Raw genomic sequence first — 13,827 nt, forward strand, 5'->3', positions numbered from 1 at the left:
TTAGTCTCTAACCTGCAAGCGCAGGCGGACTCGTTCACTGTTCGCCTGCCAGTTCCCTTCCGAATACGCCATATGCAATTCAGTTAAAGGCGTTTCTTCCCCAGAACGGTATATTCTTATCCGCAATTCTTCTGGATCGTACACGTTACCAAGCACTTGTATTTCATGCCCAAAAAACTGTGAGCCGTCAGCATCCATCAGAGCGACACGCTGCTCATGATCGTTTAGCGGTTGTCTTGTCGATGCAGAAATCCAGGCTTCATCATCACTCGCATTAGCTCCCGCTGGTAAAAACTGAATATCAGCCGTGAAAAAGCGGATACGTTCATTCACCACAGGTACACCGTCAACTTGACCAATAATTTGTTCACCTTGGCTGGTAACTGCAACATCGTCGACTGCATATTGATATGGATTCAAAGTTAACCTCGTCTGCCAATGAACTTCTTCACCATACTCATCAATAAAAGAACAGTATTCTCCGCGACGCTCACCTAAGAACTCAGTCTCACTTGCTGTCCAGCGCACTTCACAGCCCTCTAAAGCCACAAGATTTTCTAATGAGGCCTCCGAGAAAGAAGATGACTCCAATACCCCAGCATAGGTTTGCGCAGTCAGCGGATAAATCATTTGCTGGATACTACCGTCACGATTTTGCTGAAAACGGAGTAACTGAAAACGATAACCCTGTTGTGGCTGACTCAACCATGATTGTTGCACCACAATCGCTGGCCTACCCTGCTCTTCACGGACAACTCGATGTTTAAGTAAGATGGGCGGCTGGCCGCTACCACCATGCTCAATGATAAAACGCATGTTGGAAAAATCACCTTGCATCCAGGTCGCGAGCCGCTCAATAGTTTGATCGGCCGAGTGATCCGAAGTCGAAGCTGAAACGAAAAATAAACTAGCAACAGAAATGGTCAATAAAGACAAAATTTACTTCCTTTCTCGCCACCGAATGGCGGCTTTGTTTGTGTAATAGCGAGATTCTTGGCACTATATCATAAGCTGATTCACGCATTAAAAAGAGATTCTGTGACCTATGAAAAACAAAATGGTTCAGGTTTTACTCGTTAGTAGTGTTGCTATTGCACTACCTTTACTAACCCATGTCGCGGCTGCTGAAGAGTTACCCGAAGCTCCGTGGCGAACTATTTTTAAGGTTGATGAGTCCACCATTTGGTTAGGTAGCGACGATGGGCGTATCGCGGTGACTGCCGATGCAGGAGAGACTTGGCGCAACTCCCACCCGGGTGGACGGACTTCCGATCTCAACTTAAGCCAGATTATTGCGTTTGATGAGCGTCACGCATTTACACTAAGCACCGGTCGAGGCGAGCGCAGCCGTTTGTATGTCACTCGCAATGGTGGTTTTAGTTGGCGTCGCCTTTACCGCGGTAATGGCGATGAGACCCTCCGCTGTTTTGACCTTATTCCTGATGGCGAGGCTTGGGTACTTGGCGACACGTTACTAGATAACTGGCATGTTGTGCGCAGTAGCAACGGCAACCATTGGTTAAGTTCTCGCAGTGGCTTTGCCGAACGCGCGTTATTTGCCGAAGAAGGTGCCCAATCGGGCCAATGTGTGCGCTACGCGAATAACATGTGGGCGATGGGAACTCGGAATGCAGAGACCGCACGCTTAATCTACAAGACCCGCACTGCATTGCGCTTTCAAGTAGCTAACACGCCATTAAGTGCAGGAACCAATGCAGGTGTTGAGGCTGTTTACCCTCTCGGCCCAGGGCATATTTTAGTCGCTGGCGGTCGTGCAGGCGACAACCCAAGTGCTGAGCTATTCCGTTACCAAGCCGGTGAGTTCAGCCCAATTACTCTGCCAAGCCGAGACGAGAATGGCGCCACAGGCAGCACAATAACCCAACCAATCACGCAACTTTTCGCATGGCAGGACCGAATTATTATTGGTAATAGTGAAGGTGTACTTACCACCACAGACCAAGGTGAAAACTGGGTGACCTTGCATGCAAGTGGAATTATTAACTTGTCATGCACCACAACCGGCTGTTGGGCAATCTCATTAAATCATGCTTTAGAACAGATCACTTTTTGAAGCAGGTGTGTTACCCCTAATTCAGCCGAGTACTGTTTGGGCGCACCGAGTTTTGCTGCCAAAGCAGCAATAACCGAACTACGTCCGCCCGAACGACAGATAGTCACATAGCGTCCTTCTGTTCGCTCAGGCAAGCTCAGTAGGAATCTAATCCATTCTGCACGCGAGGCAGTGCAGCTATGATGGAATGGTGCAATAATTGGCTGCGCCGCTGTCTCAAGTGGCTCCCTGACGTCGACAAGACAGTCGACGTCAGCCTGAATATCCATCAGTGCAATCACGTCAACCGACTGCTTCTCCGTTTCTGTGAAACTGACACCATTGATGCCAAGTTCAACACTGCGTCCGGTACGTCGATTCGTTATCGACATAGCCTGATCCGGGCTCCGTGACAGATGCCAGTCATCAATAGTCAGTTCGTGTGTGTCGATATAGTTCCACACCGCGGTGGGAAAGTTGCCCGCTAGCCAATCCGCATGGTCGTCTTGATGACCAAAAACATATAACTGTGCCCGCTCAGCATCCTTAACCGCGTAAACGGTAAAGTTTGACGCAGTTGGCTGCGGTACGAGCAGTCCTCTTAGCGTTGGGTCTATAGCGTTAACGCGCTTTGCAAGCTCTCGAATCCGAGTCGCAGCAGAGTCAATGTAGGCGGCCGAGGTCGCTGGACCAAATGACAACCTAATCGCTCCTTCTGATTGCCACGCCGGCAATCCCATAGCATCTAAAACGAAGCTTTTCGGCTTACCCGTGCTGCAAGCGGACCCTGCACTAACCCGAATACCTGCGGCATCGAACATGGAAATCAACTGGGCCGAGGAAAAATCCGGCACAGAAAAATTAAGCGTTGTTGGCAATGAGTCGGGATAAGGCTGATTTAAAGCCAAGTTCGGGAAAAGCACACGCAAAGCGTTGAGAAGCTGCTCTCGATAGTTCTGCAGCTTCGTCATCGACGCAAAAGGTCCCTTGCCTAGGTCACTGCTGCTGCTCAACAACCACTGGAATATCCGACCCAATGCTGCGATACCTGCTACATTCTCAGTACCACCGCGAGCGCCTTGTTCCTGACCGCCGCCAACAGTCAGCGGTGAATAAGTTGCTTGCTCATGCACGTAAAGGCAACCGACCCCCTTAGGGCCATAGAGTTTATGAGCGCTAAAGGTTGCATAATCGACGTCTATGGCTGTTAAATCGAGCGGGACTTTACCAAGTACTTGTACACAGTCCATCAACCATGGAACTCGAAGCGATGCTTTTCGAATACACTGGTTTAGCGCAGGTAAATCGGCCACAACACCTGTTTCGTTATTCGCGCCCATGGTGCAAACAATCAGTGCGTCAGCCACATGCTCGCCCAAAAATTGAAGGTCAAGTTGACCGCGTGAGTCCACCGGTATTGCAATCAATTGGGCACCAAGCTGCAGGACAGTATTCCAATACTTCAGTGCCTCTGGCACCGCTTTATGTTCAGTTGCACCGTAAAGTAGAAATTTGCCGGTACAATCCTGTCCGAGGTGCGCTTGCAGCACTGAGAAAACCGCAGTATTGATCCCTTCAGTGGCGCCACTGTTAAAGATGATTTGGCCAGGAGGATGATTGAATAGCGCAAGCGCTGATGCACGTGTGGTGTCGAGAATTTGCTTTGGAGTCAGTGCAGCTAAATGTGGACTACTCGGATTGCCAAATTGCGCACAACAAACATCTTCCATGAGCTGACTAATTTCCGGGAGTACCGGAGTCGTTGCGTTAGCGTCTAAAAAAATCTCCGGAACACAAAACGTAGCAGGCACAAACAGCTCCATAATAACTTGTTATATATTATTTCAAATGATTATATCGTTAGCGAGACATAAAAAAAAGGCGCATCACCGACATGCACCTTTTCTCGAATTTGAATAATCGTTACTCGTTCACTTTAGTGAATCCGATCTTTTAACCAAGCCTGCTCTTTTTCTTTGCGCGCTTCTTCAGCAGCCATTTTTGCTTTTCGGTCGTCACAGGGGTCATCGCAATCACAGGCTTTTTCCATACCGAGTGCACCGATTCCGCCGCAACTGCCGCTAATGGTCTTACGTTGCAACAAAAAGCCAATCGCCATACCTAAGATGACAATGAGCATTAAAACAAAGGCTAAAATAATCGTTTGCACTGTCGTTACCTCTATGACAAGAACCGGCGAAATAGGCCGCTAGTATAACGCTTTTCTTCACCTTTTTCATTGAATATTACCAATGTCGCTATAGCATCTTGCTCAACGAATTTGATAATTTCCGGTGCTTCTTCGATGACTAAGGTTGTGCTAACCGCATGGGCGACAGAGGCCGTTTCGTGAAAAATTAAAACAACTTGAGTGCTATTGTCAGGCGTCTGGGCATAACTGGCTAACCCAAAAGCCTTGTCTTGGTTGTACGGCATGGAAACAAGAACGGCTTGGTCGTTGACCTCAACTGGAAATTGATGCCGCTGTTGTTGGCGGCCAGACACACGCAATCGGGTCGCACCATTCACTTCTATTTGATAGTCGGTTACTTGTAACAAGCGAAAAAGTTCGCTGATTCGATCAGCAATGTAACCATCGAGTAGCGCTGACAAATTGACTTCAAATTCTTCATCGTGCTTCACCACGACGTGATTATCGAGCGCAAACAGGCGATTTAAATCATCCGCCTCAGGGCTGAATACTTGCACTCTCCCGTCAGAAATTTCGTGCGCAACAAGCCCGTGCTGAAAAAGCTCTTCTAGCTCTCTCGTCAACACAAAGGACTCATTGACCGGCCACCGATTTAACCGAGACACTTCTGAGTCCATATTGTCGACACTAAACTGCGTGACAATATGACTTATAATTGCAGTAATGCGCGTGTCCATTTGATATTCATTCAAATTGTGTTTGGTTGCGCGCCAACTGACTTGATATTCAACACCGTCAAGTTTTCCAGTCACTGCTCTTTCAGTCATTGAACTGTCTGTACAAGAGACAAAAAAGGCCAGCCCTAGAAGGGCCAGCCATTTTTTTTGGTACCAATTCACGAACTTCATTTTGTTCATGGTTCGATGTTAGCCACCGAAGTCGTCCAACATGATGTTTTCGTCTTCAACACCTAGGTCTTTCAGCATGTTGATAACGGCAGCATTCATGACGGGTGGTCCACACATGTAGAACTCACAGTCTTCTGGCGCTGGATGATTCTTCAGGTAGTTCTCAAGGAGAACGTTATGAATGAATCCAGTATAGCCTTCCCAGTTGTCTTCCGGCATGGGGTCGGACAATGCTACGTGCCATTCGAAATTGTCGTTTTCTTCCGCAAGCATGTCGAAGTCTTCAACATAGAACATCTCACGCTTCGAACGTGCACCGTACCAGAACGACATCTTCCGTTTCGTTTTCAAACGACGGAGCTGGTCGAAGATATGTGAACGCATTGGCGCCATACCTGCACCACCGCCAATGAAGACCATTTCCGCGTCAGTGTCTTTCGCAAAGAACTCACCAAACGGACCAGAGATAGTGGCTTTGTCGCCTTTCTTCAAATTGAAGATATACGACGACATTTTACCTGGTGGTAACGTCATGTCGCTCGGCGGAGGTGTAGCAATCCGCACGTTCAACATGATGATGCCGAACTCTTCTGGATAGTTTGCCATTGAGTAAGCACGAATAACTTCTTCGTCAACTTTCGACTCAAGATTAAAGAAGCCGAAACGTTCCCAGTCACCACGGTACTGTTCTTCGATTTCGAAGTCTTTAAACTTCACATGGTGAGCAGGCGCTTCGATTTGGATATAACCACCCGCACGGAACGGCACTGATTCGCCATCTGGAATCTCTAGCACTAACTCTTTAATAAAGGTTGCAACGTTGTCATTCGAACGAACAGTACAATCCCACTTTTTGATCCCGAAGATTTCTTCTTCAAGCTCAATTTTCATGTTCTGTTTGACGTTAACCTGACACGAGAGACGCGCACCTTCACGAGCTTCACCGCGTGAAATATGATCACGCTCAGTTGGTAAGATTTCACCGCCACCTTCTTTGATGTGAACGATACACTGGCCACACGAGCCACCGCCGCCACACGCTGAAGATACGAAGATACCCGCGTTGGCTAAAGCACCGAGAAGCTTGGTGCCTGGTTGCGTTGTAATTGTCTTCTCTGGGTCATCGTTAATGACGATCTGCACATCACCTGAAGGTACCAACTTTGATTTAGCGAACATAATCACTACAACCAAAGCCAGTACGATAATGGTGAACATGCCTACGCCAAGATATATTTCTTGCATCGACTTGTTCCTTATATTCCTGCTACTTCATTACACCGCGGGTTATAGGGATACGCCGGAGAACGACATAAAGCCTAAACCAATCAAACCAGTGCTGATAAAGGTGATACCCAGACCGCGCAGGCCATCAGGGATATCCGCATATTTCAGCTTCTCACGTACTGCGGCAAGGAGAACGATGGCGAGCGCCCAGCCCACACCACTTCCGATACCGTAGACAATACTTTCTGCGAAGTCATAGTCACGCTCAACCATGAATAGTACGCCACCGAAAATTGCACAGTTTACTGTGATTAACGGTAGGAAAATTCCGAGCGCGTTGTATAACGCAGGTAAGTATTTATCGAGAGTCATCTCAAGAATCTGAACCAACGCCGCAATAATACCGATAAAGGTCAAGAAGCGGAGGAAGCTCAAATCAGCGTCTGGGAAACCGGCCCATGACAATGACCCTGGTGACAGAACATAGGTGTTAACGATATTACTGACTGGTACTGAAATACCAAGTACCACAATAACAGCAACACCAAGACCCATCGCAGTTGTAACTTTTTTCGATACTGCAAGGAATGTACACATTCCCAAGAAGAATGATAGTGCAAGGTTCTCAATGAACACCGCACGGACGAACATGCTGATATAGTGTTCCATTTACCTTACTCCTTCGCTTCAACTTGTTCTGGACGGAAAGTACGAAGTACCCAAATAAAGCCGCCGATAATGAAGAATGCACTTGGTGGTAACACCAACAAGCCGACTGGTGTGTACCAGCCACCTTCAGTGATCAATGGCAGAATCTGATAACCGAACAAGCTACCTGAACCAAACAGTTCACGGAAGAAAGCAACAGTTAAAAGAACCACTGAGTAACCGAGACCATTACCAAGGCCGTCAAGTAAAGCCATTCCCGGCTTTTCTTTCATTGCGAATGCTTCCGCACGACCCATAACGATACAGTTAGTAATAATCAAACCAACGAATACTGAAAGTTCTTGTGCGATATCGTACGCAAAGGCTTTCAAAAGTTGGTCTACAACAATTACCAAACTCGCGATAATAGTCATTTGTACGATAATCCGCACACTCGAAGGAATGTGATTACGAATAATCGAAATAGACACGTTCGACAACACCAATACAAAGGTCAATGCAATACACATAACCAAGGTGTTCTCTAGCTTCGACGTTACTGCAAGAGCAGAACATACGCCGAGAATTTGCAGTGCAATTGGGTTATTGGCAAAAATTGGCCCAAACAGCACTGATTTCATTTCTTTAGTGCTCGCCATTAGATAGCCCCCTCTTCACGCAGCTTAGTTAGGAATGAGCCATACGCGTTACCACTAAGCCAGAACTGGAATGTCCGGTCGACACCATTGCTGGTGATTGTGGCACCCGACAAGGCGTCAACTTCGTTTTGCTCTGGGTTAGCACCTTTGGTAACGCGAATTGCAACATCGCCACCGTCAGTTACTGCTTTCTTCCCTTCAAAACGACCAGCCCAGCGAGGGTTCTGAATCTCGCCACCGAGACCTGGAGTTTCAGCATGCTCATAGAAGTTCAATCCACGAATGGTTTGACCATCCGCTTCAATCGCTAAGAACGCATACATCATGCCCCAAAGACCAGCGCCGCGCACATCAAGAACGTAGCTTTGCACATCGCCACTTTCGTCGCGAATTGCAAAAACAGGCAGCTCAGGACGGATAGTCCGAACACCGGCCACATCGTCTGAACTTGCTACAGACTGAGCACGAATGTCAGCTAAAGCTGCTTCCATTGCGATCATCGAATCGTATTGAGTGATTTCACCGGTTTCACGATTGAATGTCATCACACCGACACGCTCAGAGAATACTGCTTCTGCGCCACGACCGGCAAAGTCAATGCCCGCAGTTGCAAGAATATTCGCTTGCTTCGCAAGTGCAGCGTTTGCTTCTTGGCGTTCTTTTAGTCCTACCGCCGAGCCTGCAACGATAATCGAGCAAACTAAACAGAGTAAGATGACGACGGTAAACGTTTTCGCCATTGTATCGTTCTTACTTGCCATGACGTAATGCCCTCCGCTTCACGTTGGCCTGTACTACAAAGTGGTCAAACAACGGTGCAAACACGTTGGCAAATAGAATTGCTAACATGATCCCTTCTGGGAAGGCTGGGTTAATAACCCGAATCATCACGGTCATAAAGCCAATCAAAATACCGTATGCCCACTTACCTTGGTTCGTGAATGACGCTGACACTGGGTCAGTAGCCATAAACATCATACCGAATGCTAAGCCGCCGATGACAAGGTGCCAGTACCAAGGCATAGCAAACATGTGGTTAGTGTCACTACCAATCAGGTTCAGTAATGAAGAGAACACGACCATACCAATGAGAACACCACCGACAATGCGCCATGACGCAATACGGAAGTAAATCAGGGCTAAACCACCGATAAGGATTGCGAGTGTTGACACCTCACCGACTGAGCCTGGAATACGACCGATAAACGCGTCCATCCATGCACTCATGTCTGAGTAGTCTAACGCGCCATTAAAGGCTTCGGTTAACTTCGTTGCACCTGAGTAACCGTCTACTGCAGTCCAAACTTGATCACCAGAAATGGCTGCTGGGAACGAGAAGTACAGGAACGCACGACCAGTTAACGCTGGGTTCAAGAAGTTACGGCCAGTGCCACCGAAAATTTCTTTACCGATAACAATACCGAATGTGATACCTAGAGCAACTTGCCACAGTGGAATGGTCGCTGGTAAGGTCAATGCGAACAGCACAGATGAAACGAAGAAGCCTTCGTTAACTTCATGCTTACGAATTGATGCAAACAGCACTTCCCAGAAACCACCAACAGCGAATGTCACCGCATAGATAGGTAGGAAGAAACACGCACCGTACCACATCATGGTGCCCCAGCCTGCGTCAGCACTGAATTCACCACCAAACATTTGGAACAAGCCAACTTGCCAAACATCAGCAAGTTGATAGCCTTGCGCTACCGCAAGTGACGCCTGAAAACCAACGTTGTACATACCGTAGAACATCGCTGGGAAGGTCATCATCCAGACTAGAATCATGATCCGCTTCAGGTCGATATTATCGCGAACGTGAGTTGTACCTTTGTTCGTCGTACCTGGGGTATAGAGAATCGTCGCAACTGCTTCATACAGTGCATACCACTTCTCATGCTTACCGCCTGGCTCGAACTGAGGCTCAAGACGCTCAATAAATTGTTTTAAGCTCATCGTTAGCCCTCTTTCTCAATCGTGGTGAGGCATTTACGCAGCAATGGACCGAAGTCGTATTTGCCTGGGCACACGTAGGTGCACAATGCTAAATCTTCTTCATCCAACTCTAGGCAGCCTAGAGCTTGCGCGCTTTCGATATCGCCGGCACATAAATCACGTAACAACAGAGTTGGGACAATGTCTAAAGGCATAACGCGCTCATAGTTTCCAATTGGAACCATGGCACGATTCGAACCGTTAGTTGATGCGTTCATATTGAAGAGTTTCTTCGGACGCAAATGTCCAGTAAACGTACGGGTGATCGAGTGCATTTCTTTACCTGGCCAAATCCAGCCAAGGAAATACTTCTCGTCACCTTCTTCAAGTACTGAGACTTGATTATGGAAACGACCTAGATAAGCGTGTGGACCGTTTGCGTTATGACCATTAAGGACAGAGCCAGAAACGATACGCTGTTTACCTTCAGCCAGTTCACCTGCAGTCAGTTCATTTAGGTTTGCACCTAAACGAGTACGCAGCAAACGCGGATTCTTAACGCCAGGGCCAGCTACCGCAACTACGCGATCAGTAAATAGCTCACCGGTGGTGAATAATTTACCGATAGCAATGACGTCTTGATAGCTTACATGCCATACTACGTAGCTCATACTCACACCTTCAAGGAAGTGAATATGAGTGCCAACGTTACCAGCAGGATGCACGCCGCTAAATGTCTCGTGAGTTACCGGTGCAGAATCGAAGTCGATTTTTGCATCGGGTGCACTACAGACATACAGCTTTCCAGTGGTTAATCGGCTAAGTACTTTCAAGCCGTTACTGAAGTCTTTCGCATATTCGTTGATAACGAGCAGCGGATCGCCTGCTAATGGATTGGTATCCATCGCATTGACGAAAATTGCTTTTGGCTCAGAGTCGAGCGCTGGAGACTTCGAGTATGGGCGTGTACGCAGGGCTGTCCACAAGCCAGAGTCGACGAGATTTTGCTGTACATTCTCGCGGCTCAGTTGCAACAACTTGCCTTCATCGTACTTCGCAAAAGTTTCTTGGTCGTCGCCATCGATTTCGATCACAACAGACTGCAAAACCCGCTTCGCACCACGGTTGATTTCTTTAACTACACCAGCGGCTGGAGCAGTGAATTTAACACCCGGGTTCTTTTTATCTAGAAAAAGAACCTGACCTTTTTTGACCCGGTCTTCGACCTGGACATGCATGGTCGGGCGCATACCCACATACTCTTCACCTAGCGTAGCAACGGTAGTGATGGCTGGGCCATCTTCAATAGTTTGTTGGGGAGCCCCTGCGATAGGAACATCCAAACCTTTCTTTATCGTAATCATACGCGTTTGCACTACTCAATTTAGGGAAGATTGAAAGCTCAATTCGTTTGTCGCGACAGAATACTACCATAAACACAAGCCCCGCAGACCCTCGTTTCCGAGGTACGGAGCTTGTTAGTTACTTTGCATGGTTACCCTGTAACTTCCAGCGCAGTATTCTACATGGTTTTAAGAAAACTGGCCAACGCAATCTAGAAATTTAATTGGCCTACCTCTTACGGTTTACTACCAAAGTCTAGTGCGTTAAAGCAAAATCACCAGTTCACTTGTGGATCAACATCAGCGTCGTAATCAACGCCTTCGATCCCAAAACCAAACAGACGCAAAAAGTCAGAATGGTAACCTTCGTAATCTGCCAACTCATGAAAATTGTCTTGGGTTACTTGATTCCACAGCGCTTCAATTTTTGCCTGTGTCTTGTCGTTCGTTTCCCAACCGTCCATACGTAAACGGTTCGACTCGTCGATCTGTGGTGCTTCAACATAGAGGCCTTCCGTGAACAAACGATAAATTTGTTCAATACAACCCTCGTGTGTTTCTTCTTCTTTCATCACACGATAAATCAACGAAATATACAGCGGCATGACCGGTATTGCTGAACTAGCTTGGGTGACCAGAGCTTTCAATGAAGAAACCCATGCTTTTAAGTTAAGATGTTTATACTTAACCCGCAATTCATGTGCAGCTCGGTCTAGGTCCTCTTTTGCTTTACCAATGGTCGCATGTCCATAAATTGGCCAAGTTAGTTTCTTACCAATGTAGGTGTATGCCGTGGTTTGACAGCCTTTAGCTAGAACGCCTGCCGCGTCTAATTGCGCAATCCACCGTTCCCAATCTTCGCCGCCCATAACTTTAACAGTCTGTGCGATCTCATCGTCATTGGCTGGCTCTAAAGAAATATCATGCACCAAATCTTTATCGGTATCGTAAGTCTTCGTGGTGTAAGGCTGACCTACAGGCTTCAATGTTGAGCTAAAAAGTTCACCCGTCTCTGGGTCTCTGCGCTTTGGAGACGCCAAGCTATAAACAACAAGATCAACCTGACCGAGGTCTTCTTTAATCTTGGCAATCGTTTCCGCTTTAATTTCGTCCGAGAATGCATCACCATTAATTGTGTAGTGATATAAATTCTCTTCAGCCGCGGCTTGATGAAATGCAGCCGTATTATACCAGCCCGCAGTGCCGGTCTTTTTCTCACTCGGCTCCTTCTCGAAACAAACACCAAGCGTTTGTGCGCCACTGCCAAAAGCTGAAACAATTCGTGATGCCAAGCCATAACCAGTAGAACAACCAATTACTAGAACACGTTTTGGTCCGATATTAATTGGTGGTTGCGCTTTTACATAGTTAATCTGTTGACGTACATTTTCTGCACAGCCAACTGGATGAGCGTTGGTACAGATAAATCCACGAATTCTCGGTTTAATTACCATGCTTTTTTATTCCTGTTGTTATCACAAAGTCTTTGTCTTCGACATTCTAACCCATGATGTAACGAACACACATCAGATGTGCTAGTTCTGAACAATACCACTAACTTTATTATAAATTAGGCATCTAGCTTGCTGCCGCCGCGGCACGCAGGCGAAATCGGTGCTGTGCCGGATTTTTTATGCCATTCTTCTGGCGTATAAGTATGCAATGCAAGAGCGTGAACTGTGGAGCGCAGCTCGTCCTTTAAGGTTTCATTAACTGCGCGGTGACGTTGAAGAAGTCGCAAACCGTCGAAGTTACGTGTGACAATAACGACTTTAAAATGTGTTTCGTGTAGCGTGCCGCCGCCGTGTTGGTGACTTTCGTCGATCACGTCCAGAAACTCCGGAGAAAAAGCAGCCTTTAATTTTTCTTCAATGCGGCTATACATAGACGACATAGCGATACTCCTGACACCGATATTTCCGATGTTAATTGTGCGATTAAAACTATGGATAAAAGTATAGCCGAAAACATTTCGCAACGCTTTGCCAAGCGATGATTTGTCGTAACTTACTGGCCATCATCAAGGGGTTATTATGCTACGAAACGTTAAGTTGATTCGGGGGGCTTTACAACGTTTGCGTTGGGGTAGCTGATGATACCAGTTTGCTTGCGTCTCGCCAGCCATGATTAATAGGCTACCATGGGTTAAGTGAAGACTTACTCTTTGGTCGCTGCCTTTATGGCGTAGCTGAAATTCACGTTCGGCGCCAAGACTGATACTCGCAATAACCGGCTGATGACCAAGCTCTCTTTCATTATCGCGATGCCACCCCATCTTATCGCTACCATCACGATAAAGGTTCAGAAGAACAGAATTAAAATCGTAGCCGCATGTCTCGAGTTTGCGTTTTATGCTGTGCAAAGCAGGTGTCCAGGGCTTTGCTAAGAGTTGTTTACCAGAATAAGTGTAAGCGAGACCTGGTTCACCATACCAAGCTTGGAGTCTTGGGATTGAATGCCAGCGGCCAAAGATGAACACTTGCCCCTCTTCCCAGTCAATCTCGTGTTGGAGGGCAGCAAAAATAGACCATGCTTTTTCGTACTCGAGCCAACTTTCATAATAGAACAGCTGGCCATCGGGAATGTCGATTTGCATCCTGACTCACCTAAACCGATTTAAGTATCATTAGTTTAAACGTAATGAAGCGCAAAGACGATCGCGGATATTAGCGAGGAAAAATACAAAACAAAAACTGGGCGTTTTACTCGAGAGTAGGCCACACGGTGAGCTCAAACGAAAAAAGCCCTTCGCATGATAGCGAAGGGCTTTTCCGTATTAGGTGCCTGGCGGTGTCCTACTCTCACATGGGGAGGCCCCACACTACCATCGGCGCTGACATGTTTCACTTCTGAGTTCGGAATGGATTCAGGTGGTTCCACGTCGCTATGGCCGCCAGACGAA

General features: G+C 47.2%; 14 protein-coding genes and 1 rRNA gene. 1 reads left to right on the top strand and 14 read right to left on the bottom strand.

What is annotated here, in order from left to right:
* Positions 1 to 837 (bottom strand): CpcT/CpeT family chromophore lyase, encoded by an 837-nt coding sequence (locus CWE06_RS04245; RefSeq protein WP_275065566.1) that lies wholly within the window; start codon positions 835 to 837, stop codon positions 1 to 3.
* 208 nt (positions 838 to 1,045) lie between these two features.
* Here CWE06_RS04245 and CWE06_RS04250 point away from each other — a divergent pair, with 208 nt between their 5' ends.
* A complete protein-coding gene (locus CWE06_RS04250; RefSeq protein ID WP_126791439.1) occupies positions 1,046 to 2,074 on the top strand; it encodes a WD40/YVTN/BNR-like repeat-containing protein in 1,029 nt (342 codons plus the stop codon).
* Here CWE06_RS04250 and CWE06_RS04255 read toward each other — a convergent pair.
* The 13 genes from CWE06_RS04255 to rrf form a co-directional block, all read right to left on the bottom strand.
* Positions 2,047 to 3,864: an aminotransferase class V-fold PLP-dependent enzyme gene (locus tag CWE06_RS04255; RefSeq protein ID WP_157981131.1), complete on the bottom strand. Its 1,818-nt coding sequence runs from the start codon at positions 3,862 to 3,864 to the stop codon at positions 2,047 to 2,049. The two genes, CWE06_RS04250 and CWE06_RS04255, sit on opposite strands and share 28 nt — an antisense overlap.
* 125 nt (positions 3,865 to 3,989) lie before the next feature.
* On the bottom strand, positions 3,990 to 4,223 hold the full coding sequence (nqrM, locus tag CWE06_RS04260) for a (Na+)-NQR maturation NqrM (RefSeq protein ID WP_126791443.1): 234 nt from the start codon (positions 4,221 to 4,223) through the stop codon (positions 3,990 to 3,992).
* Positions 4,224 to 4,234: 11 nt separating this feature from the next.
* The gene (locus tag CWE06_RS04265) at positions 4,235 to 5,032 is read right to left on the bottom strand and encodes an FAD:protein FMN transferase (RefSeq protein WP_157981132.1); all 798 of its coding nucleotides are present in this window, start codon (positions 5,030 to 5,032) and stop codon (positions 4,235 to 4,237) included.
* A gap of 99 nt (positions 5,033 to 5,131) precedes the next feature.
* Positions 5,132 to 6,358 (bottom strand): NADH:ubiquinone reductase (Na(+)-transporting) subunit F, encoded by a 1,227-nt coding sequence (gene nqrF, locus CWE06_RS04270; RefSeq protein ID WP_126791447.1) that lies wholly within the window; start codon positions 6,356 to 6,358, stop codon positions 5,132 to 5,134.
* Between the two features lie 42 nt (positions 6,359 to 6,400).
* A complete protein-coding gene (gene nqrE / locus CWE06_RS04275; RefSeq protein ID WP_126791449.1) occupies positions 6,401 to 7,009 on the bottom strand; it encodes an NADH:ubiquinone reductase (Na(+)-transporting) subunit E in 609 nt (202 codons plus the stop codon).
* A 5-nt stretch (positions 7,010 to 7,014) separates the two neighbouring features.
* Positions 7,015 to 7,647 (bottom strand): NADH:ubiquinone reductase (Na(+)-transporting) subunit D, encoded by a 633-nt coding sequence (locus CWE06_RS04280; RefSeq protein ID WP_126791451.1) that lies wholly within the window; start codon positions 7,645 to 7,647, stop codon positions 7,015 to 7,017.
* Entirely contained in the window at positions 7,647 to 8,387 is a 741-nt protein-coding gene (locus CWE06_RS04285) for a Na(+)-translocating NADH-quinone reductase subunit C (RefSeq protein WP_157981133.1), read from the bottom strand. The genes CWE06_RS04280 and CWE06_RS04285 overlap by 1 nt, the downstream gene beginning before the upstream one ends.
* A 10-nt stretch (positions 8,388 to 8,397) precedes the next feature.
* Entirely contained in the window at positions 8,398 to 9,603 is a 1,206-nt protein-coding gene (locus CWE06_RS04290; protein ID WP_126791455.1) for an NADH:ubiquinone reductase (Na(+)-transporting) subunit B, read from the bottom strand.
* Between the two features lie 2 nt (positions 9,604 to 9,605).
* Entirely contained in the window at positions 9,606 to 10,946 is a 1,341-nt protein-coding gene (locus CWE06_RS04295) for a Na(+)-translocating NADH-quinone reductase subunit A (protein ID WP_126791457.1), read from the bottom strand.
* A gap of 254 nt (positions 10,947 to 11,200) precedes the next feature.
* Positions 11,201 to 12,379 (bottom strand): enoyl-ACP reductase FabV, encoded by a 1,179-nt coding sequence (gene fabV, locus CWE06_RS04300; RefSeq protein WP_126791458.1) that lies wholly within the window; start codon positions 12,377 to 12,379, stop codon positions 11,201 to 11,203.
* A gap of 116 nt (positions 12,380 to 12,495) precedes the next feature.
* Positions 12,496 to 12,819 (bottom strand): BolA family protein, encoded by a 324-nt coding sequence (locus CWE06_RS04305; RefSeq protein WP_420808519.1) that lies wholly within the window; start codon positions 12,817 to 12,819, stop codon positions 12,496 to 12,498.
* Between the two features lie 126 nt (positions 12,820 to 12,945).
* The gene (locus tag CWE06_RS04310) at positions 12,946 to 13,521 is read right to left on the bottom strand and encodes an alpha-ketoglutarate-dependent dioxygenase AlkB family protein (protein WP_126791460.1); all 576 of its coding nucleotides are present in this window, start codon (positions 13,519 to 13,521) and stop codon (positions 12,946 to 12,948) included.
* A 186-nt stretch (positions 13,522 to 13,707) separates the two neighbouring features.
* A 5S ribosomal RNA gene (gene rrf / locus CWE06_RS04315) occupies positions 13,708 to 13,823 on the bottom strand.
* Positions 13,824 to 13,827: the final 4 nt, after the last annotated feature.

It is taken from the genome of Aliidiomarina haloalkalitolerans (assembly GCF_003987315.1).
In the GTDB taxonomy this organism is placed as follows: Bacteria; Pseudomonadota; Gammaproteobacteria; order Enterobacterales; family Alteromonadaceae; genus Aliidiomarina; species Aliidiomarina haloalkalitolerans.